The 21,829-nt window shown below is 70.1% G+C and carries 17 protein-coding genes; 8 read left to right on the top strand and 9 right to left on the bottom strand.

Translation table 11 applies throughout. The features are described 5' to 3' along the window. Positions 1-8 precede the first annotated feature (8 nt). From ACIBK0_RS37370 to ACIBK0_RS37360, 3 genes are read left to right on the top strand one after another with little or no spacing between them, the layout of a single operon-like run. The gene (locus ACIBK0_RS37370) at positions 9-464 is read left to right on the top strand and encodes a MarR family winged helix-turn-helix transcriptional regulator (protein ID WP_399089887.1); all 456 of its coding nucleotides are present in this window, start codon (positions 9-11) and stop codon (positions 462-464) included. Continuing rightward, positions 461-1,483: an ATP-binding cassette domain-containing protein gene (locus tag ACIBK0_RS37365; RefSeq protein ID WP_399089884.1), complete on the top strand. Its 1,023-nt coding sequence runs from the start codon at positions 461-463 to the stop codon at positions 1,481-1,483. The genes ACIBK0_RS37370 and ACIBK0_RS37365 overlap by 4 nt, the downstream gene beginning before the upstream one ends. Then, the gene (locus ACIBK0_RS37360) at positions 1,443-2,303 is read left to right on the top strand and encodes an ABC transporter permease (protein WP_399089881.1); all 861 of its coding nucleotides are present in this window, start codon (positions 1,443-1,445) and stop codon (positions 2,301-2,303) included. Before ACIBK0_RS37365 ends, ACIBK0_RS37360 begins: the two co-directional genes overlap by 41 nt. A gap of 150 nt (positions 2,304-2,453) precedes the next feature. Here the strand turns inward: ACIBK0_RS37360 and ACIBK0_RS37355 are convergent, their stop codons facing one another. Further along, entirely contained in the window at positions 2,454-5,186 is a 2,733-nt protein-coding gene (locus ACIBK0_RS37355) for a SpoIIE family protein phosphatase (protein WP_399089878.1), read from the bottom strand. 189 nt (positions 5,187-5,375) lie between these two features. On the opposite strand from ACIBK0_RS37355, the gene ACIBK0_RS37350 reads away from it, so the two are divergent. Beyond that, positions 5,376-5,612, top strand: coding sequence for a DUF6296 family protein (locus ACIBK0_RS37350; protein ID WP_399089875.1), 237 nt, complete (start codon positions 5,376-5,378; stop codon positions 5,610-5,612). Here ACIBK0_RS37350 and ACIBK0_RS37345 read toward each other — a convergent pair. The 7 genes from ACIBK0_RS37345 to dnaK all read right to left on the bottom strand — a co-directional run bounded on the left by ACIBK0_RS37345 (position 5,584) and on the right by dnaK (position 13,359). Further along, positions 5,584-6,129 (bottom strand): GNAT family N-acetyltransferase, encoded by a 546-nt coding sequence (locus tag ACIBK0_RS37345; RefSeq protein WP_399089872.1) that lies wholly within the window; start codon positions 6,127-6,129, stop codon positions 5,584-5,586. The two genes, ACIBK0_RS37350 and ACIBK0_RS37345, sit on opposite strands and share 29 nt — an antisense overlap. A 341-nt stretch (positions 6,130-6,470) precedes the next feature. Next, complete coding sequence (trxA, locus tag ACIBK0_RS37340) at positions 6,471-6,914, bottom strand: thioredoxin (RefSeq protein WP_399089998.1); 444 nt, start codon at positions 6,912-6,914, stop codon at positions 6,471-6,473. Positions 6,915-6,919: 5 nt separating this feature from the next. Next, complete coding sequence (gene clpB, locus ACIBK0_RS37335) at positions 6,920-9,559, bottom strand: ATP-dependent chaperone ClpB (protein WP_399089869.1); 2,640 nt, start codon at positions 9,557-9,559, stop codon at positions 6,920-6,922. Next, complete coding sequence (locus ACIBK0_RS37330) at positions 9,550-9,948, bottom strand: chaperone modulator CbpM (protein ID WP_399089866.1); 399 nt, start codon at positions 9,946-9,948, stop codon at positions 9,550-9,552. The genes clpB and ACIBK0_RS37330 overlap by 10 nt, the downstream gene beginning before the upstream one ends. Beyond that, positions 9,945-10,898, bottom strand: coding sequence for a DnaJ C-terminal domain-containing protein (locus tag ACIBK0_RS37325; protein ID WP_399089863.1), 954 nt, complete (start codon positions 10,896-10,898; stop codon positions 9,945-9,947). Before ACIBK0_RS37325 ends, ACIBK0_RS37330 begins: the two co-directional genes overlap by 4 nt. A gap of 7 nt (positions 10,899-10,905) precedes the next feature. Then, complete coding sequence (locus tag ACIBK0_RS37320) at positions 10,906-11,457, bottom strand: nucleotide exchange factor GrpE (protein ID WP_399089860.1); 552 nt, start codon at positions 11,455-11,457, stop codon at positions 10,906-10,908. Between the two features lie 9 nt (positions 11,458-11,466). Further along, a complete protein-coding gene (gene dnaK / locus ACIBK0_RS37315; RefSeq protein ID WP_399089857.1) occupies positions 11,467-13,359 on the bottom strand; it encodes a molecular chaperone DnaK in 1,893 nt (630 codons plus the stop codon). 412 nt (positions 13,360-13,771) lie between these two features. Between dnaK and ACIBK0_RS37310 the strand changes: the two genes are divergently transcribed. The 3 genes from ACIBK0_RS37310 to ACIBK0_RS37300 all read left to right on the top strand — a co-directional run bounded on the left by ACIBK0_RS37310 (position 13,772) and on the right by ACIBK0_RS37300 (position 19,847). After that, positions 13,772-15,553 carry a PucR family transcriptional regulator gene (locus ACIBK0_RS37310; protein ID WP_399089854.1) on the top strand — a complete coding sequence of 594 codons (1,782 nt, stop codon included), beginning with the start codon at positions 13,772-13,774 and terminating at the stop codon, positions 15,551-15,553. A 195-nt stretch (positions 15,554-15,748) separates the two neighbouring features. After that, positions 15,749-16,597, top strand: a complete 849-nt coding sequence (locus ACIBK0_RS37305) for an SMP-30/gluconolactonase/LRE family protein (RefSeq protein WP_399089851.1) — start codon at positions 15,749-15,751, stop codon at positions 16,595-16,597. 859 nt (positions 16,598-17,456) lie between these two features. Next, positions 17,457-19,847 (top strand): M4 family metallopeptidase, encoded by a 2,391-nt coding sequence (locus ACIBK0_RS37300; protein ID WP_399089848.1) that lies wholly within the window; start codon positions 17,457-17,459, stop codon positions 19,845-19,847. Positions 19,848-19,925: 78 nt separating this feature from the next. Here the strand turns inward: ACIBK0_RS37300 and ACIBK0_RS37295 are convergent, their stop codons facing one another. Then, positions 19,926-20,363 carry an Lrp/AsnC family transcriptional regulator gene (locus ACIBK0_RS37295; RefSeq protein WP_399089845.1) on the bottom strand — a complete coding sequence of 146 codons (438 nt, stop codon included), beginning with the start codon at positions 20,361-20,363 and terminating at the stop codon, positions 19,926-19,928. A gap of 172 nt (positions 20,364-20,535) precedes the next feature. On the opposite strand from ACIBK0_RS37295, the gene ACIBK0_RS37290 reads away from it, so the two are divergent. Beyond that, a complete protein-coding gene (locus ACIBK0_RS37290) occupies positions 20,536-21,810 on the top strand; it encodes an ArgE/DapE family deacylase (protein WP_399089842.1) in 1,275 nt (424 codons plus the stop codon). Positions 21,811-21,829 lie beyond the last annotated feature (19 nt).

The following is a 21,829-nucleotide window of genomic DNA, read 5'->3' as shown; positions in this document are numbered from 1 at the left end:
CTCGGAGTGTGGAGTCAGAGAGCCTTTCCGAGGAACTGGCCGACACCCTGGCCGGAGTGCAGCGGCTGATCCGGCGGCGGCTGCGCAGCGGCATGACCGCTCCGCGGCTGCGCGGCGCCGAGGTCGAGCTGCTGCGCCTGGTCGTGGCCCGTCCCGGTATCCGTGTGTCGGAGGCCGCCAAGGAGCTCTACCTGGCGGGCAATTCGGTCTCGACGCTGGTGAACCAGCTGGTGCGGGACGGCTATGTGATCCGCGAGACGGACCCGGCCGACCGGCGGGCCGCGCTGCTCTTGCCCACCCCGGCAGCCGACGCGCGGCTGCGCGACTGGCGGCAGCGGCGCGCGGCGCTCGTGCGGCGCCAGATGGCCCGTCTCGACGAGGCCGACCGTGCGGCCCTGGAGGCGGCCCTTCCGGCCCTGCGCAAGCTGGCGGCGAACCTGCACGAGGAGGCCGAGGAGACATGACACGGAACACGACCGGAGGCGCAGACCCCGCCCACGACGGAAGCCGGGCCGAGGCGAACGACGGCGCGACGGGCGCGGGCGAGGCTCGGGCCGTGTCGACGGACAGTGGGAGGGACGCGGCCGTCGGCCGCGCCGCGCCCACGAGCGGGCGAAAGGGCGCCGCCGACGGACCGGCCGTGGCAGCCGGTACCGGGACGGACGCGGTCACCTGCGCGGGGCTCGCCTACGCCTTCGGCGAGACCACCGCGGTCGACGGGCTCGAACTCTCCGTCCATGACGGCGAGGTCTTCGGACTGCTCGGACCCAACGGCGCGGGCAAGACCACGGCGATCCGCTGCATGACCACGCTCCTGCCCGTCCCCTCCGGCATGGTCCGTGTCTTCGGGCACGACGCCACGCGCGAACGCATGGCCGTACGGCGCCTGTTGGGCTACGTACCGCAGCAGCTCTCCGCCGACTCCGGGCTCACGGGGCGGGAGAATGTGGAGCTGTTCGCCCGTGTCTTTGACGTCTCCCGCCGGGAGCGCGCGGCACGCGTCGATCAGGCGCTCGCGGCGGTCGACCTCTGCGACGCGGCCGACCGGCTCGCGAAGACATACTCCGGAGGCATGGTCCGCCGCCTGGAACTCGCCCAGGCGCTGGTGAGCGCGCCCCGGCTGCTGATCCTCGACGAGCCGACCATCGGCCTCGACCCGATCGCCCGGACCAGCGTGTGGGAGCACATCAACGCCGTGCGCGCCGCCACGGGCATGACGGTGCTCGTGACCACCCACTACATGGACGAGGCCGACCAGTACTGCGACCGGGTCGCGCTGATGCACCGCGGCCGGGTCCGCGCCCTCGGCACCCCCGACGAGCTGAGGACGGGCCTCGGTGAACGGCGCGGGGGGGCCGGCAACGGTGAACTGCCCACGCTGGAGGACGTCTTCCGCGACATCGCCGGCAGTGGCCTCGACGACCAGTCAGGAGACTTCAGCGATGTCCGAAACACGCGTCGCACCGCAACCCGTGTCGGCTGACCGCGTCCACCCCGCGGGTCTCGACCTGCTCGTCGTGCCGCCCCGGGCCCGCAGCGGCTGGAAGGTGCTGCCCGCCCGGGTCGGCGCGATGTGCGCGGTCGAGCTGCAAAAACTCCGCCACGACCGCACCGAGCTGTACACCAGGGCGGTCCAGCCGGCGCTCTGGCTGCTGATTTTCGGCGAGACCTTCACCCGGATCAAGGCGATACCCACCGGCGGCATCCCCTACATCGACTATCTGGCGCCCGGCATCATCGCCCAGTCCGCCATGTTCATCGCCATCTTCTACGGCATCATGATCATCTGGGAGCGGGACGCCGGGATCCTCACCAAACTCCTCGTCACACCGACTCCGCGCTCGGCGCTCATCACCGGCAAGGCCTTCGCCGCCGGCGTGAAGGCGTTGATCCAGGCGGTCGTGGTCGTCGTCATCGCCGCGCTGCTCGGGGTGGCGATGACGTGGAACCCGCTGCGGCTGCTGGGTGTCGCGGTGGCCGTCGTCCTCGGCTCGGCCTTCTTCTCCTGCCTTTCGATGACGATCGCGGGCATCGTGCTGACCCGGGACCGGCTGATGGGCATCGGCCAGGCCATCACCATGCCGCTGTTCTTCGGCTCCAACGCCCTGTATCCCGTGGCCGTCATGCCCGGCTGGCTCCAGACCATCAGCAAGATCAATCCCCTCAGCTACCAAGTGGACGCGCTGCGCGGCCTGTTGCTGGGCACGCATGCCCATCTGGCTCTCGACTACGGGGTTCTCGTGCTGGCCGCGGGCCTCGGCATCCTGTCCGCCTCGTCCCTGCTGGGCCGTCTGGCCCGCTGAGCTCGGCTCTCTGCTCGGCGGACGCTCGGGGGAGTCCTGGCAGATGCTCGCGGCGCGCTCCCCGCAGGGCGTCGGCGGGGAGAGGCGTATTCAGCACCGTCGAACGCCGGGGGCGGTGAGGGGCAGCCGGTTCACGGCTGCGCGGCACGTTCAGGGCAGCGGCTGCTCCGCCCAGATCACCTTGCCCGAGGGGTTGTAGCGGGTGCCCCAGCGCTCGGCGAGCTGTGCGACCAGGAACAGGCCGCGTCCGCCCTCGTCCGTGGAGGCCGCGTAGCGCAGGTGGGGTGAGGTGCTGCTGCCGTCGGAGACCTCGCAGATCAGACTGCGGTCGCGCAGCACCCGGACCCGGATCGGACCGCTGCCGTAACGGATCGCGTTGGTAACCAGCTCGCTGAGGATGAGCTCCGTGGTGAACACCATCTCGTCCAGTTCCCACTCCGTCAGCTGCCGAGTGATGGCGGCGCGCGCCTCGCCGACCGCGGCCGGGTCGGACGGCACCTCCCATTCGGCGATGCGGTCGGCATCGAGCGCCCGGGTGCGGGCGACGATCAGGGCGATGTCATCGCTCGGCCGGGGCGGGAGCAGGGCGTCGAGCACGGCTCGGCAGGTGTCCTCCGGCGACCGGTCGGCCCCGGCCAGGGCGGTGCGCAGCAGCTCGATTCCGCTGTCGATGTCCCGATCCCGGTCCTCGACGAGCCCGTCCGTGTACAGCACCAGGCGGCTGCCCTCGGCCAGCTCGAGCTCGGCCGTCTCGAACGGGAGGCCGCCCAGCCCGAGCGGAGGACCGGCCGGCACCTCGGGGAACTCGACGCTCCCGTCGGGACGCACCACCACCGGCGGCGGGTGCCCGGCCCGCGCGACGGTGCAGAGCCGGGAGATCGGGTCGTAGATGGCGTACAGACAGGTGGCGCCGGTGACGGCGGCTCCGCTCTCCTCTGCCACCTCGTCCTGGTCGATGCGGCCGACCAGTTCGTCCAGGAGCCCGAGGAGCTCGTCGGGCGGCAGGTCCAGGGCGGAGAAGTTGTGGACCGCCGTACGCAGCCGTCCCATCGTCGCCGCTGCATGCAGCCCATGGCCGACGACATCGCCCACGACGACCGCGACACGGGCGCCGGGCAACGGCAGCACGTCGAACCAGTCGCCGCCAACGCCGGCCTGCGCGGGAAGGTAGCGGTACGCGATGTCCAGGGCGCTCTGCTCGGGCAGGTTGCGCGGCAGCAGGCTGCGCTGCAGCGTCACGGCCATGGTGTGCTCGCGGGTGTAGCGGCGAGCGTTGTCGATCGAGACGGCCGCCCGGGCGACCAACTCCTCGGCGAGGGCCAGATCCTCCCCGTCGAAGGGTTCGGGCTTCTCGGAGCGCCAGAAGTTGACCACGCCCATCACCAGGGGGCCCACCCGCAGCGGGACGGTGATCAGTGAGTGGATGCCGTAGTCCACGACTCGCCCGGTGCGCTGCAGATCCTGGGCCAGCCAGCCCGGGGACCCACCGAGGTCGGGCTCGATGGCGGCCTGACCGGTGCGCAGACTGTGGGCCTGGGGGGTGGAGGGGACGAATTCGATGTGCTCGCCCAGCGGATAGAGCGGTGCGTCCTTGCGGATTCCGCCGGACGCGGTGCGGCGGAGGTCGGTGCTGACGTCCGGCTCCTGCCCGTTCAGCACGGCGGCGGCCAGATCGACGGTGACGAAGTCCGCGAACCGCGGGACGGCCACCTCCGCCAGTTCCTCGGCGGTGCGCGTCACGTCCAGGGTCGTCCCGATACCCACCCCGGCGTCGTACAAGAGTTTGAGTCGTTCGCGTGCCACGTCGGCCCGGCCGGACAATGCGCGCAGTTCCGTCGAGTCACGGAGTGTCGCGACACTGCCGGCCGGTCCGCCCTGAAGATCAGTGGGGCGTTGGTTGATGGCCAGCAGCCGGTCGCCCACCAGACGCACCTCGTCGGTGGCGACGCGTCCCGAGGCCAGCAGGTCGGCGGTGTCCGAGTCGAGACCGAGGTCGCGGACGTCCCGCCCCTCGGCGTCGTCGGGCAGGTCGAGCAGCCGGTTCGCCTCGTCGTTGGCGAGGAGCAGCTGTCTCTCGTCGCCGATGATGATCACTCCCTCCCTGACGGCGTGCAGCACCGCGTCGTGGTGCTCATACATCCGGGTCATCTCGTAAGGGCCCAGGCCGCGGGTCTGGCGCAGCAGACGCCTGCTGACGAGCGCCGTCCCGCCTGTGGCCAGGGCCAGCGCGACACCCGCGGAGGTCAGCATGAGCGGCAGCTGCCGGTCCGCGACACCGCCCACGTTCGCCGTGGTGATACCGGCCGACACCAGGCCCACCACCTTGCCGTCGGGGGCCTTGACGGGGACCGTGGCCTGTACCAGTGGCCCGATGGTTCCCGTGACCTCCTCGACGACGGGGTGACCGGCCAGCGCGGGCGCGATGGTTCCGACGAATTTCTTGCCGATCCGGTCGGGCTTGGGATGGGTGTAGCGGATCCCGTCGGTGTTCATCACGACGATGAAGTCCACCTTCGACGCCTTGCGGGCGGCTTCGGCCTGTGGCTGAAGCACAGCCGTGGGATCGGGGGCGCTGAGCGCCGCGCGGGTGCCCGGTGCATTGGCGAAGGTCTCGGCGACGGCGAGCGAACGGTTGCGGGCCTCCTGGGTAGTGTCGTGACGTACCTGGAGAACCAGCGCCACCACGCCCGACACGACCAGGAGCAGCACGATCACCACTTGCAGGAGGAATACCTGCCCGGCGACGCTGCGCCCGCCCAGCGCCGACCGGAGCCCGGCGGAGGGGCTGCGTCGGTGCCTGCCTCCGTGTGGCCCGCGCTGATCGAGGGGGGTCTTGAGGCGGCGGGTCGACTGAGCCCGGGATCGACCCAATAGTCCGACCATGTGCCTATGTCTACACTGCCCGGCGCCCGGAGGCGAGAGGCGTCACGCAATGTGGACGAAGCTCGCCGGGGCCGTGTGGCACGGCCCCGGCGCCGCTCGTTGTCGCGAGTGCTGCTGTCGAGAGGATCTGGCCGCATCATGGAGGGGTAACCCATTTGCCCGCATTCGTTCCCAGCGTGGGAGGGCGTCATGAAGACCATGGACCGCTACCGGCTGACCTTCACGCAACCCGGATCGGGTACCGGCGTCGTGACGGACGAGGTGGTCGTCGAAAGGACCGACAACCTCGGCCCGGGCGGCAACCCGGTGTACTGCGATCCGACGGGAATCCTCCGTGCCGAGATCAGCCCGGCGGGGGAGGTGCGCATGCTGGCCAGTGGCGCCTACCAGTCACCGATCAATCCCTCCGCCGAACCGATTCCCTGACGACGTCCGGCCCTTCGGGTACCTCCCTGTCGGTGTCGCGCAGCTCCCGGACGAAACGAAGGCCCGGGCGACCGCTCAGCCGGATCTCGCCGACAGACTGAAATCCCGTACGGGCCAGGACGGTTCGGGAGCCGGTGTTGTCGAGGGTCGTGGCGGCCCTCAGCGTGCTCAGGCCGTACTCCGCGACGGCCAGGGCGCAGACCTCGCGCACGGCTGTCGTGGCGAGTCCCCGTCCCGCGGCCCGCTCGGCGATCCGATAGCCGAGTGCGGCTGAACCGTCCCGCACGTCGACCAAGTTGACGCGTCCCAGCACCGCACCGTCGGTGTCCACCACGAGGTGGAAGAAGTGCAACCCCGCCGCCTGTTCGGCGAGCAACTCGTGGTGTCGTGCGTCGAAGTGGGCGAAGTAGTCGTCGCCTCGGTCGGGAATCGAGGCGGCGAAGTAGTCCCTGTTCTCCCGTTCGAACCGAAGAAGAGCCGGGGCGTGGTCGAGGCGGAGGAGCTGGAGCAGAGGCATCCCGCAATGCTATGCACTCTTCTGCCGCGGACGGGGGGCGGCTGCGCGTTCTCCGCTGCCGTCCGGGCCAAGTCGCCTTCCCGCGACCGGTGTTCGTGCACCAGCCGGGCGGCGATGGCACCTCTCCTTGAGCGGCGAGGAGTCGCAGCATCCGATGTGCCCGCAGGTCAGAAGGAGCCTGAGGTGCAGCCATGGGGAGCTGAGTCGCAGGCACTCCTCGCAGCCATGCGGGGTGCGCGGTATCACCGGGCGTACGAACGACAGGTGCGGATCCGCCCGCATGGCAATTCTCCATACGGGGCAGGGAAGTTCACCGGCGGTGCGGGCCCGTGGCTACGCGTTCACCGGCGAACCGCCAGGCTCTCCTCGACCCACTGCCGCAGCGCCGGAGCGGGTGCCGCGCCCGTCTTGCGAGAGATCACCTCCCCCTTGTCGAGCAGCAGCAGGGTCGGCACGGCCTGCACCTGGAAGCGCTGGGCGAGCCGTGGATTCTGGTCGATGTCGACCTTGACCAGCTTGACCTGCCCGGCGAGCTGATGGGCCACCTGTTCCAGTGCGGGGCTGACCATCCGGCAGGGCCCGCACCAGGTGGCCCACAGGTCGACGAGGACGTACGGCTTCGCCCGCTCGGCAGTTTCCGCGAAGTCCTGGTCGCCGGCGTCGGCGATCCACGCGAGCGGGGAGTGGCAGCTCCCACAGCGCGGGGCACCTTCGGCCGCCGCCGGTACCCGGTTCTTGCGGCCGCACTGGTCACAGACGATCGTCCTGCTCCGGCTCGTGGCCACCGGACTCACGCGGCCTTCTGCACGTCCGGCCGGGACGGCTCGCCATAGGTGACGACCAGTTCGCCGTTCTGCGCGTCGACGCGGATCGTCGAACCGTCCTGCACATCACCGCGGATCAGGGCCCGGCCGACGAGCGTCTCGACCTCGTGCGAGATATACCGGCGCAGCGGCCGTGCTCCGTAGACAGGGTCGAAGCCGTGCTTCGCGATGAGTTCGCACGCGCCCTCGGTGAGCTCGACGGTGATCTGCCGTTCGGCCAGCCGACGGCGCAGGTCGTTGAACTGCAGCTCCACGATGTGCTCGATCTGCGTCATGCCCAGCGGCTTGAAGAGCACGATGTCGTCGACGCGGTTGAGGAACTCGGGCCGGAAGTGGCTCTGCAGTTCGCTCACCACCAGGGCCCGCGCGTCGGGCTTGATCTCGCCGTCGGCGGTCACCCCGTCGAGCAGATGGGCCGAACCGATGTTGGACGTCATGATGATCACGGTGTTGCGGAAGTCGACGGTGCGGCCCTGGGAGTCGGTGATCCGGCCGTCGTCCAGCACCTGGAGAAGGGTGTTGAAGACATCGGCGTGGGCCTTCTCGATCTCGTCGAACAGCACCACGGAATACGGCTTGCGGCGCACCGCCTCGGTGAGCTGGCCGCCCTCCTCGTAGCCGACGTACCCGGGAGGCGCTCCCACCAGCCTGCTGACGGTGTGCCGTTCCTGGTACTCACTCATGTCCAGGCGGATCAGGTTCTCCTCCGAGTCGAAGAGCGCCGCGGCGAGCGTCTTGGCCAGCTCGGTCTTTCCGACACCGGTCGGGCCGAGGAAGATGAACGAGCCGATCGGCCGGCGCGGGTCCCGGATCCCGGAGCGGGCCCGGATGATGGCGTCGGTGACCAGCTTGACCGCCTCGTCCTGCCCGACCACACGCTCGGTGAGGATCTCGTCGAGCCGAAGCAGCTTCTCGCGCTCGCCCTCCTGCAGACGGGTGACCGGGATGCCGGTCCAGGCCGCGACGATCTCCGCGATCTCGTCCTCCGTCACCACCTCGCGCAGCAGCCGGTTCTCGCCCTGCTTGGTGTCCAGCCGCTCCTCTTCGGCCGCCAGCCGGCGTTCGAGTTCGGTGAGCCTGCCGTAGCGCAGCTCCGCGGCACGGTTGAGGTCGTAGGCGCGTTCCGCCTCCTCCGCGTCCTGGCGTACCTGCTCCAGCTCTTGGCGCAGGTCCTGTACGCGGCGGATGGCCTGGCGTTCGGCCTCCCACTGGGCGTGCATGGCGTCGGATTCGGCGCGCAGGTCCGACAGCTCGCGCCGCAGCTCCTCCAGGCGCTTGGCGCTGGCGGGGTCGCTCTCCTTGGCGAGCGCCGCGTCCTCGATCTCCAGTCGGGTCACCCGGCGGGTGATCTCGTCCAGTTCGGCCGGCATGGAGTCGATCTCGGTCCGCAGCCGCGCGCAGGCCTCGTCGACGAGGTCGATGGCCTTGTCGGGCAGGAACCGGTCGGTGATGTAGCGGTGGCTGAGGGTCGCCGCCGCGACCAGCGCGGTGTCCTGGATCTTCACCCCGTGGAAGACCTCCAGGCGCTCGCGCAGCCCGCGCAGGATGGAGACGGTGTCCTCGACGCTGGGCTCGTCCACCTGGACCTGCTGGAAGCGGCGTTCGAGGGCGGCGTCGGACTCGACGTACTTGCGGTACTCCTCCAGCGTGGTGGCGCCGATCATGTGCAGCTCGCCGCGCGCCAGCATCGGCTTGAGCATGTTCCCCGCGTCCATCGCGCCTTCGGCGCCGCCCGCGCCGACGACCGTGTGCAGTTCGTCGACGAAGAGCAGGATGCGTCCCTCGCCCGCCTTGACCTCGCTCAGCACGGCCTGCAGGCGCTCCTCGAATTCACCGCGGTACTTGGCGCCCGCCACCAGCGAACTCATGTCGAGCGAGAAGATCGTGCGATCGCGCAGCCCGTCGGGCACGTCACCCCGCACGATGCGCTGGGCGAGACCTTCCACGATGGCGGTCTTGCCGACGCCCGGGTCACCGATGAGTACCGGGTTGTTCTTGGTCTTGCGGCTGAGGATCTGGATCACGCGGCGGATCTCCGCGTCCCGGCCGATCACCGGGTCCATCCTGCCGCCGCGCGCCTCCGCGACCAGGTCACGACCGTACTTCTCCAATGCCTCGTACGCCGCTTCGGGCGTCGCCGAGGTGACGCGCTGGTTGCCGCGGATCCCGGTCAGCGCCGACAGGAACGCGTCCTTGGTGACGCCGTGCTCCTTCAGCAGGCGTCCGGCAGAGGTCCGTGAGCCCTCGTCGGCCAGCGCCAGGACCAGGTGCTCCACGGACACGTACTCGTCCTTGAGCCGCTTGGCCTCCTGCTCGGCCGCGTCCAGCACCTTGGCCAGCCGCTGGGTGACGTACACCTGGCCGGGGGTGGCGCCGGGGCCGGTCACCTTCGGCCGACGCGCCAACTCGTCGGAGAGGGCGGTGCGCAGAGCACGGGTGTCGGCTCCGGTCCGGTCGATCAGATGGGGTATCAGGCCGTCCGGCTGGTCGAGGAGGGCGAGGAGCAGGTGCTCGCCGTCGACCTCGGTCTGGTTCAGCCGACCGGCGATCGTCTGTGCTTCCTGCAGCGCTTCCTGGGACTTCTGGGTGAGCCGGTTCAAATCCACGATTCATCACTCCTGGAGCCGGCGTTGCTGCGCCTCAGTGCGTCCTCCAACTCACTGATCCGGTCGAGCAGGTCGAGCACCAGACCGAGGGAGGCGTAGTTGAGGGGGAGCGCGGCCCGTAGACGTTGGATGCGGGCGAGGGTGGCGGGAGCGGACGGCTCGAACCACAGCCGCCCGTTGGCGTCCCGGGCGGCGTCGACGAGGCCGAGGGCGACGAACCGCCGTACGAGGTCCGGATGGAGACCGGACCGCTGGGCGACGACGTCGAGACCGAGCCGGCGGACCGGTTCGAGGGTGGTGGTTGTGCGGACCAGTACGTTCACGCCCGGCCGGGAGACCGGGGCGGCCGTCCGGCGGTTCTCGCCACCTGGACCAGGGGCTGTGGTCATCGGGGCCTCCTCGGATCGAAGGCGGACACGGCGGCCAGCTCCTCGAAGAGCTCGCGCTCGCGGGGGGTGGGATCGGGCGGCACCATGATGCGGATCTCCGCGTACAAGTCCCCGCCATGGCCTCGCGGGTTGGGCATGCCCTCACCGCGCAGCCGCAGCCGGCGGCCGCCCGACGAGCCCGCGGGGACCGTGACCTTGGCCGTGCCACCGGGGGTGGGCACCGGCACGGTCGCGCCGAGCGCCGCCTCCCACGGCGTCACCGGGACGACGACGTGAATGTCGCGTCCTTCCAGACGGAAACGCGCGTCGGGCTTGATCCGAACCCGCAGGTACAGGTCGCCCGGTCGGGCGTCGCCGCTGCCCTTCCCGCCCTCTCCGGCCAGCCGGATGCGCTGGCCGTCGGCCACCCCTCGCGGGATGGTGACGTCGTACGACCGCTGCCCGCTCGGCCCGCCCAGGGTGACACTCCGCTTGCCGCCCCGGTAGGCCTCCTCGACGCCGAGCTGGATCTCGGCCTCCTGGTCGGCGCCGGGAACCGGTCCCCAACTGCCGCCCCCGCCCCGTCCGAAGATCCCGCCGAACAGGTCCTCGATGTCGATGCCGGAGCCGTCGAAGTCGACACCTTCAGCGGTGCGGAAGCGGGCCCCGGTGCCGCCTGTTCCTCCTCGTGCGCCCCAGCCGCCGCGGGCGCCCGCACCGGCTGCCACCCGCTCGTCGTAGTCCTCCGGGATCTGCCGGAAGTTCGCGCCGAAGCGGTTGTAGCGCTGCCGTGTCCCGGGGTCCGACAGCACGCTGTACGCGTCGTTGATCTCCTTGAAGCGTTCCTCTGCCTGTGGGTCCTTGTTGATGTCGGGGTGGTGCTTGCGCGCCAGCTTGCGGAAGGCCTGCTGGATCTCCTCGGAGTTCGCGTCGCGCGACACCCCGAGCACGTCGTAGTAGTCGCGTGGCATGGGGGCGTCACTCCTGCCGCTTGCTGACCACGACGAACGCCGGCCGCAGCTGCTTGCCGTTCGCGCCGTAGCCCGGACTCACCACCTGAGCCACCGTGTTCGGCTCGGCGCCGGGATCGTCGACCACACCGACGACCTCGTGCCGGGTCGGGTCGAAGGGCACCCCGATCTCCTCGTAACGGGGATATCCGAGGCCGCGCAGCACCTCGACGGCCTGGTCGCGTACGGCCTCGATGCCCTTCAGCACGGCGGTGGGATCGGAGTCGGCGTGGGCCAGAGCCCGTTCGAGGTTGTCGAGGACGGGCAGCCAGGCTGCTGCCGTACGGGCGCGCTCTTCCATGCGCACGCCCTCCAGTTCCTTCGCATGCCGCTTGCGCAGGTTGTCCAGGTCGGCGAGCGCCCTGCGCCAGCGGTCCCGGAGTTCGTCGAGGGCCGCGGCCTGGTCGTCCGCGTCCGGCTGCCGCGTGGGCGCGGCGTTGTGGCCCGGCTGCTGCGTGGTCGGGTCCTCGACCGGCTGCTCCTGCTCCGGGGGCGTCATCGGCTCCTGTCCGGTGGCCATGACCGCACCTCAACTCTTGTCGAATTCCGCGTCGATCACGTCGTCGTCGGCGGCCGCGGTGCTGCTCGCGGTGTCGTCCGTCCCGGCCCGGGCCTGAGCGGTCGCGCCTGCTTGGCGGGCTGCGAGCGCGGCCAGCATCTGCTGCAGCTCGGAGGCGAGCGGCCTGGCCTTGTCCGGCGGCGCCTCCTGCTTGACCGCCTCCCGGGCGTCGGCCACGAGCATGTCCGCGCGGGCCCGCTCGTGCGAGGGGACGGCGTCCCCCAGCTCGCTCAGCCGGCGTTCGACCTGGTAGGCCACGGCGTCGAGCTCGTTGCGGGCGTCCACGGCCTCGCGCAGCGCCTGGTCCTCGCCGCGGTGCCGCTCGGCCTCCTGGATCATCCGGTCGACCTCGCCCTGGTCGAGGTTGGAGCCCTCGCTGATGGTGATGGACTGCTCCTTGCCGGTGTCCTTGTCCCGTGCGGTGACGTTCAGGATGCCGTTGGCGTCGATGTCGAAGGTGACCTCGACCTGCGGCTCACCGCGCGGTGCCGGGCGGATGTCCTTCAGCTGGAACCTGCCCAGGACCCGGTTGTCGGCGGCCAGTTCGCGCTCGCCCTGCAGGGCGACGACGTCCACGGCCGCCTGGTTGTCCTCCGCGGTGGAGAAGGTCTCCGAGCGGCGGACCGGGATCGTGGTGTTGCGTTCGATGATCTTCGTCATCACGCCACCGCGGGTCTCCACGCCCAGCGACAGCGGTGTCACATCGAGCAGCAGGACGTCCTTGACCTCGCCCTTGAGGACACCCGCCTGGATCGCGGCGCCCAGCGCCACGACCTCATCCGGGTTGACGCTCATGTTCGGGTCCTTGCCGCCGGTCAGCCGGCGGACCAGGCTCTGCACGGCGGGTATACGGGTGGAACCGCCCACCAGGATGACCTCGTCGATGTCGCTCTCACTGATCTTGGCGTCCGCCATGGCCTGCTTGACCGGCTCCAGGGTCCGTTCCACCAGATCCGCGGTGATCTGCTCGAACGTGGATCGCATGACCGTCTCGGTCAGGTGCTTGGGACCGGAGGCGTCCGCGGTGATGAACGGCAGACTGACCTGCGTCTGGGTGACCGAACTCAGCTCGGTCTTGGCCTTCTCCGCGGCCTCGAACAGCCGCTGCAGCGCCTGCGGGTCCTTGCGCAGATCGATCCCGTTCTCCTTCTGGAAGGTGTCGGCCAGCAGGTCGACGAGCCGGCGGTCGAAGTCGTCGCCGCCGAGGTGGCTGTCACCCGCGGTCGACCGTACTTCCACCACGCCGTCGCCGACGTCCAGGATGCTCACGTCGAAGGTGCCGCCACCGAGGTCGAAGACCAGCACCGTCTCGTGCTGCTTCTTGTCCATGCCGTACGCCAGTGCCGCCGCCGTCGGCTCGTTGATGATCCGGAGCACCTCGAGCCCCGCGATACGGCCGGCGTCCTTGGTCGCCTGGCGCTGGGCGTCGTTGAAGTACGCCGGCACGGTGATGACGGCCTCGGTGACCCGCTCGCCGAGCTGCTTGCCCGCGTCGTCGGCCAGCTTGCGCAGCACCTGGGCGCTGATCTCCTCGGGTGCGTACAGCTTGTCGCGCACCTTGAACCGGGCGACGCCGCCCTCGCCCTCGACGACGTCGTACGCCACGGCCTTGGCCTCGTCCGATATCTCGTCGTAGTGCCGGCCGATGAACCGTTTGGCCGAGTAGATGGTGCCCTTGGGATTGAGGATCGCCTGGCGCCTGGCCAGCTGACCCACCAGGCGTTCGCCCCCTTCGGTGAAGGCGACGATGGAGGGTGTCGTACGCGAGCCTTCGGCGTTCGGTACGACGGTCGCTTCGCCGCCCTCCCACACGGCGATCACGGAGTTGGTGGTGCCCAGATCGATTCCGACTGCCTTGGCCATGAGGAACTCCTTCGCCTGCCACCCCGGCATCCACCCGCACCCGCCCGGTGGTGGCGGCTGTGTTCAGGTGAGAGCGCCCTGTTGTCGGCGCGCTCCGGCAGAGCCTTCGGTGCTCGCGCTGTCGGCGCGCTGAGAGGCCCGGTGCGAACTCGGATTCGTGGTTCGTCGTTCTTGTCCCGGTCAGCCTGGTACAAGGACCGAGGGCGACGCCTGCTCCCGGCGGGGCCAAATTCGGCTCCCGGATTCCACCCGCCAGTGCAGGGGGGCGGACGTACGTATGTCCTGCGGGGAGACGTAGGTGTCAGTCCGCAGCCCCGGGGCGGGCCCTTCCCCCTCCAGATACCCCAGGGCGGTAACTGCACCCTGTCGCGCACGGGAAGCGGCGCGATGGCGCGAAAGTTAATATTGCGGCATGTCCGGCACGGCCGACGACACTCCCGGTGCGGCCCACCAGATCGGAGGACCCGGCGGGCCCTCCGGCAAGGTCCCGACCACTGACGCGGCGTGCTTGGACCGCTGGCAGTCGGCCCCTCTGTACGACGTGTTCGGGTTGGCCATGACCATGCTGGACGGCCGTCCGGCGGAAGAGATCCTGCAGCTGGCCATGGGCGCGGTACCGCGCCTGACCGGCTGTCGGCCCGAGGGCGGCTATCTGCTCAAGGACGGACGCTTCGAGCTCGGAGCTGCTCCGCCGGCCGAGCTCGTCGGTGGACACACTCCGCGCGACATGTCCGAAACCCCCGATCAGCTGACCGCACTGCACGGGCAGGACGGCGAAATCAGCTTCCGGGAGGGTGGCTGGGGATGGGCGGTCGGCATGCGTTGTGCCGGCGCACTGCTCGGCTACCTCGTCGTCAGCGCGCGGAATCCGCCGTCCGACGACGCGCGCTTCCTCGCGTACGCCCTGGCCCAGCCGACCGGGGCCGCTCTCTTCAACGCGGACGCCCGCCGCCGCGACCGCGAGTACGCCCGGCAGCTGTTCCGGGCGATCGAGGAGCGGGAAGCGGCCAACGCACGGCTCACCGCGCTCGTGGCGGAGTTGGAGGGCCAGCACAACGTGCATGAAGTCCTGGCCCGGTCGAGTCTCGCCGACGAGAGGGAGGACGGCATCGCCCGCGCCGTGTACGAACTGACCGGTTTCCCCACCTGCGTCGAGGACCGCTTCGGGAACCTCCTCTCCTGGGCGGGCCCCGGCCTTGCCGACGCCGGCGACAAGCCCGATCCATCGGTGCGCGAGCAGGTCGTGCAGGACGCGATGCGCGCATTGGCCCCGGTCCGGCACGGTGGCCGTCTCGTCGGACTGGCCCGCCACCACGGCGAGGTGCTGGGCACGATCGCACTCGTCGATCCCACCGCCGAGGCGGGGCGGGCGGAGGAGTTCACTCTGGGCCAGGCGTGCACGGCACTGGCGCTGGAACTGGCGCACCGGCGCAGCCTGGCCGAGACGGAACTGCGCATGCGCCGCGAGCTGGTGGACGACCTGCTCACCGGCGCGGACGAGGGCGGAGCCTGTGCCAGGGCGGAAGCCGTCGGGCACGATTTGCACGGGCCGCAGTACGTGGTGGCCGTGCGGTGGCAGGGGAGGGCCACCGACGACCGGTTCATCGCAGCGGTGGCCCATGCGGCCCAGAAAGTGGGCCTTCGCTCGCTGATCGGTCGACGCTCGGAGATGGCGGTCCTAGTCGTCCAGGGGGAGCCGCGGGAGGAGGGGCTGTACGAGGCCGTCGCCGAGGAGCTGGGCTCCTTGCAGGGGGCGGTGGGGATCGGCGGCCGGTGCGAGGCCACGGCCGACATTCCCCGCTCCTTCGACATGGCTGTCCGCTCGCTCAGCGTCCGCCGGCAGTCGGAGCCGCCGTACGGCACCACCGTGTACGAGGAACTGGGGCTCTACCGCATCCTCGCGCGGGGCAACGACTCCAAGGACGTCGACATCTTCGTCCGCGAGTGGCTGGGCCCGCTGTTGAACTACGACGAGGCCCACGGTACGGATCTGGTGCGCACCCTCGCCCAGTACTTCGACCATGGCGGCAACTACGACGAGACGGCCCACGCCCTCGCCGTCCACCGCAGCACGCTGCGCTACCGGTTGCAGCGCATCCGGGAGGTCAGCGGCCGGCGACTGGACGACGTGGACACGCGCTTTCACCTCCAAGTGGCCACCCGGATCTGGAAAGTGAGCGGCCTCGCGCTGTAACGCGAGATCGGCCGTACGGCGAGCTTCGAGGTGAGCCCTACCGACTCGCCGCCCGACAGCAGAATGGGGTGACAGCCCGACCCCGCTTCGCGGCAAACCGTCCATTCGGCCGGTGGCAACCTGTCGATTCGGTCGGTGGCCGTTCGTTCAGGTAGCGAGATGTCGGCGTCGGGCCGACCCGGGACAAGGGCTGTGATGAGGATGAACGAGGTACGGACGCTGCTCGGCGGACGGGGACTGGTCGAATCGCCGCGCTGGCACGGTGACCGGTTGTACTTCTCCGACTGGTCGGCCGGCGAGGTCGTCGCCGTCGATCCGGCCGGCCGCAGCGAGGTGATCGCGCGCGTGGCGTCGCTGCCGCTGTGCACCGCCTGGCTCCCCGACGGGCGGATGGTGATCGTCTCGTCGCCGGACGGGCAACTGCTGCGCCGGGAACCCGACGGCTCACTGAGCACCTGTGCGGACCTGGGCAGGCCCGGTTGGAACGACATCGTGATCGACGGCCGCGGCAACACCTACGTCAATCGCGCCGACTTCAACCCCATGGCGGGGGAGGCCTTCAAGCCGGGCTCGGTCTCACTGGTCACGCCGGACGGCTCGGTGCGCCTTGTGGCCGACGACATCGCGTTCCCCAACGGGATGGCGGTGACGCCCGAGAATTCCACGCTGATCGTGGCGGACTCGTACCGGCACAGCCTGGTGGCCTTCGACATCGGCGCGGACGGTGGGCTGTCCGGCCGGCGGGTCTGGGCCGACCTCGGGGAGGGGACCCCGGACGGCATCTGCGTCGACGCACAGAACGCCGTCTGGTACGCCGATGTGCCGGGCCGGTGCTGTGTGCGCGTCGCGGAGGGCGGCGCGGTGCTGGACCGGGTCGACCTGGACCGGGGCGGCTTCGCCTGCGCACTGGGCGGTCCCGACCGGACGACCCTATTCATCGTGGCCGCCGGGTGGCAGGGGATGACGGCGTCCGAGCTGGTGACACCCGGATCCGGGCAGGTGCTCGCCACCGAGGTCGAGGTGCCGGGGGCCGGCTGGCCGTGAGACGGGCGATCACCCCGCAGACCGGCCGACGGGCGGCCGTACTTCCAGGACGATCGCGGTGCCGGCCACGGCCCGGCCCTCGTGCATGGTGATCCGACGGCCCGGCTCAAGATGCTGCCACGAGGCGGGAACGAAGGGCACGAGTCGCACCCGGCACCGGCCACCGGCCACCGGCCGCCGGGCTCGAGGAAGGGCACGTCCTCGAGCCACATCGGCGCGATGTTGACCGACTGTTCGCCGGTAGCCGTTCTGTGCCCGATGCCCCACATCGGCCGAAGAACTCCCGCCCCGTCGACAGGGGTTGAACGGCGGCCCTCCCCGGCCGGACGAAGCGTCAGGTCCGCCCGGATCACGCCGTTGCGGATTTCGGTAGAGCGCCAATGGCACCAGGCCGCACTCCGTGCCATACGCAGCTGCTCGGCGGCGTCGGCCAGGGTCTCCCAGAACGTCAAAGGCAGCCGCCCGGCGTTCCCGAACTCCTCCAACAGGCCGAGCGCGGTCTCCCAGTCGTCGGCGGCGAGGCACTCCCAGACATCGCGCACCGTGAGGTCGTCGTCGGTGGCAGTCTTCTCGGGGACCAAGAGGCCGGCCGCTTCGAGTATTTCGGGGACGTGCATGCGCTGATTGTGGACCACGTCGAGGGATAACCCTCGAAAAATCCCCAGGGCATGTCATGCATCGGTCAACGATGCGACTCTTCCCCCACCACAGGTCGCGCTCCACCTGTCACCCAGGTCGCGCCCGGCCTGCGCACGGTCACGCTCCCGCACACCCCTGCTCAGCTCGTCCCGGACAGCACATCCCGTTTGTCCGGTCTGTCACCGGCCGCCGACGCGCGGCTGTCGCAGAAGGAGTACGAGTGAGACGAATCCCCCGCCAGGCGACCGCGGCCGGAGCCCTGGTGGCCACCGCCGCGTTCCTGGCCGTCGGCATACAGTCGGTTCCGGCGGCCGCCAAGCCCTCCCCCCACCCCAGCCCCCTGCGCACCGGAGGCCTGGAGGCCGAACTCACCCCGGCCCAGCACACGGCGCTGCTGAAGAAGGCATCCCAGCAGACCGTGGCGGCCGCCGACTCCCTGGGCCTCGGCCCCAAGGAAAAGCTCGTCGTCAAGGACGTCGTCAAGGACAACGACGGCACGCTCCACACCCGCTATGAGCGCACCTATGCCGGTCTCCCGGTACTGGGCGGCGACATCGTCGTCCACACACCGCCGGCCTCCCTGGCCTCCGGCACGGTGAGCACCACCTCCAACAACAAGCACACCATCAAGGTTGCTTCCACCGCCGCGACGTTCACCAAGTCGGCCGCCGCGACCAAGGCGTTGAAGGCCGCCAAGGCGCTCGACGCGGTACGGCCCACGACCGACAGTGCCCGCAAGGTGATCTGGGCGGGCACCGGCACCCCCAGGCTCGCCTGGGAGACCGTGATCAGCGGCCTCCAGGACGACGGCACCCCGAGCAAGCTGCATGTCGTCACCGACGCCACGACCGGCAAGGAACTCCACCGCTATCAGGGCATCGAGACCGGCACCGGCAACACGCAGTACAGCGGCACGGTGACGCTCAACACGACCCTGTCCGGCTCGACGTACCAGCTGTACGACACCACGCGCGGCGGCCACAAGACGTACAGCCTCAACAACGGCACGTCGGGTACGGGCACGCTGATGACCGACTCCGACGACACCTGGGGTACCGGATCCGGCTCCAACACCCAGACCGCCGGTGCCGACGCCGCGTACGGCGCCCAGACGACCTGGGACTTCTACAAGAACACCTTCGGCCGCAGCGGCATCAAGAACGACGGCGTCGCCGCCTACTCACGCGTCCACTACAGCACGGCGTACGTCAACGCCTTCTGGGACGACGACTGCTTCTGCATGACCTACGGCGACGGCTCGGGCGGCACCCACGCCCTCACCTCGCTCGACGTGGCCGGCCACGAGATGAGCCACGGCGTCACCTCCAACACCGCGGGCCTGGACTACAGCGGGGAGTCCGGCGGCCTCAACGAGGCCACGTCCGACATCTTCGGCACCGGCGTGGAGTTCTACGCGGGCAACAGCAGCGACGTCGGTGACTACCTCATCGGCGAGAAGATCGACATCAACGGCGACGGCACCCCGCTGCGCTACATGGACAAGCCCAGCAAGGACGGCGGCTCCGCCGACAGTTGGTACTCCGGCGTCGGCAACCTGGACGTCCACTACTCCTCGGGCCCGGCGAACCACATGTTCTACCTGCTCTCCGAGGGCAGTGGCACCAAGGTCATCAACGGCGTCACCTACAACTCGCCGACGTCCGACGGTGTCGCCGTCGCGGGCATCGGCCGGGCCGCAGCGCTGCAGATCTGGTACAAGGCGCTGACGACGTACATGACGTCCAGCACCAACTACGCGGGCGCCCGGACCGCCGCCCTCAACGCCGCCACCGCCCTGTACGGCGCCAATTCCACCCAGTACGCCGGGGTGGCGAACGCCTTCGCGGGCATCAACGTCGGCGCGCACGTCACCCCGCCGTCGAGCGGTGTGACCGTCACCAACCCCGGCAGCCAGTCCTCCACCGTCGGTACGGCGGTGAGCCTGCAGGTATCGGCCAGCAGCACCAACAGCGGCGCACTGACGTACGCCGCCACCGGACTGCCGACCGGCCTGTCGATCAACAGCTCCACCGGTGTCATCTCGGGCACTCCGACCACCGCCGGGACATACAGCACGACCGTCACCGTGACCGACAGCACCGGCGCGACCGGCACCGCGTCCTACACCTGGACGGTCAGCTCCTCGGGCGGCGGCACCTGCACCTCGACCCAGCTGCTGGGCAACCCGGGCTTCGAGTCGGGCAATACCACCTGGACCGCCACCAGCGGTGTCATCACCAACTCCAGCAGCGAGGCGGCCCACGGCGGCTCGTACAAGGCCTGGCTGGACGGCTACGGCTCCACTCACACCGACACGCTGTCCCAGTCGGTGACGGTGCCGTCCGGCTGCAAGGCCACGCTCACCTTCTACCTGCACATCGACAGCGCGGAGACCACCACCAGCACCCAGTACGACAAGCTGACCGTGACCGCCGGTTCGACCACCCTGGCGACCTACTCCAACCTCAACAAGGCCACCGGGTACACCCAGAAGTCCTTCGACCTGTCCTCTTTCGCCGGTACCACCGTCACGCTGAAGTTCAGCGGCGTCGAGGACTCCTCCCTCCAGACCAGCTTCGTCGTGGACGACACGGCCCTGACGACGAGCTGATCCGCACCACCTGAGATCTCCGCGACGGCCGCGACGCGACTCATCCGTGAGGACGAGCCCGTCGCGGCCCCGCACCGCTCACAGGCGCGGCCGGTCGATCAGCCGGGAGAGCACGATGACGCTCTCGGTGCGCTCGACGGGGGCGGTGGCCCGGACGTGCTGGATGGCCTGTTCCAGGTGGGTGATGTCCCTGGCCAGCATGTGCAGGACTGCGTCCGCGGCGCCGGACACAGTACAGGCCTCGACGACCTCCGGGATGTCCTCCAGTGCCTGGCGCAGTTCGCCGGGAGTGGGGTTGCCGCGGCAGTAGACCTCGACGAAAGCCTCGGTGCGCCATGCCAGTGTCTGGGGGTCGACGATGGCCGTGAAGCCACGGATGGCGCCGGTCGAGACCAGACGGTCGAGACGACGCTTGGCGGCCGGCGCGGACAGCCCGGCCGCTTTGCCGATCTCGGCGTACGTGGACCGGGCGTTGCGCAGCACGCAGCGGATGATCTCCTCGTCGATCGAGTCCACGAACGGCCTCCGGGCATCAGGGGAGTGGCAAATACGCGCAAAGATTCGCCGAAACGCGCCGAATATTGCAAGTGATCGCCTGTGACCGGCAGGATATGGCGATTGTTTGCGCCGACCCCGCGGCCATAGTCTCCGCTCGACCTGACGTCGACGTGCGGGGAGCGGAATCGCCATGACAGCGATCCTCAGCGATGTGGAAGCGGCCGCGCTGGCAGCAGTGGACGAAGCGGCCGTCGCCCGCGTGCTGCTGGAACTGCTCGCCGTGCCGAGCGTGACGGGCAGCGCCGCGGAGTCCGAGCTGCAGCACATCCTGGCCCGGCACCTGCAACGGCTGGATCTCGATGTCGACCTGTGGTCCATGAACGTGCCCGAGTTGCGCGAGCATCCCGACTTCCCGGGTTGTGAGGCGCCGCGCGAGGAGGCGTGGGGGCTGGTGGGCAGCACGGGCAACGGCGGTGATGGCCCGACCCTGATACTCCAGGGCCATGTCGACGTCGTACCGCCCGGTGACCGCGCGCAGTGGGCGGGTGATCCATTCGTCGCCCGCTGCGCCGGAGATGTGGTCCGGGCTCGCGGAGCCTGCGACATGAAGGCAGGAGTGGCGGCTGTGCTCGCCGCCCTGGCGGCGATCCGCGCCGTAGGGGCCGAGCTGCGCGGCCGTGTCGCCGCCCACTTCGTGGTCAGCGAGGAAGACGGCGGGCTCGGCGCGTTCGGCACACTCCGGCGCGGCCACATCGGTGACGCCTGCATCATCACCGAACCGACCAGCGCCACGCTCGTGACCGCGAACGCCGGGGCGCTGACCTTTCGGATCGAGGTGCCCGGCAAAGCCACCCACGGCAGCACGCGTTACGCGGGAGTCAGCGCCCTCGACGCCTACCTGCCGATACATCGCGCACTCAGCCGCCTTGAAGCCGGCCGCAATACCGACCCGCACCCTCTGATGACCGAATACCCCATCCCCTACCCGCTGTCCGTGGGCACGGTCCGCTCGGGCGACTGGGCCAGCAGCGTCCCCGACCTGCTCGTGGTCGAGGGAAGACTGGGTGTCCGGCTGGGTGAGGACCCGGCACAGGCGCGTACGGAACTGGAGACGTGCGTCGCCGAAGCCTGCGCGGACGACGTCTGGCTACGCGTCCACCCCGCCACGGTGTCCTGGCCCGGCGGCCGGTTCGCCGGCGGACGCCTGCCGGCCGGGCACCCGCTCGCGGCGTTGGTCGGTGGCGCGCACGCCGAGGTCACCGGAGGTCACCGCCCGCACGAACACGGTGCGCCCTACGGCAGCGACCTGCGGCTGTACAGCGCAGCGGGCGTACCCACCGTGCAGTACGGACCCGGCGACGTGCGACTGGCACACGGTCCGCGGGAGCAGGTACACCTCGCCGAAGTCGTGGCCGTCACGCGTACGTTGGTGCTCGCCGCACTGCGCACCGTCGGTACTAAATAGCGGTTGCCCTGGCTGATCC

Source organism: Streptomyces sp. NPDC050564 (assembly GCF_044457265.1).
Classification (GTDB): Bacteria; Actinomycetota; Actinomycetes; order Streptomycetales; family Streptomycetaceae; genus Streptomyces.
The sequence above is the reverse complement of the archived record's forward strand: the minus strand, read 5'-3'. Positions and strand labels throughout refer to the sequence as shown.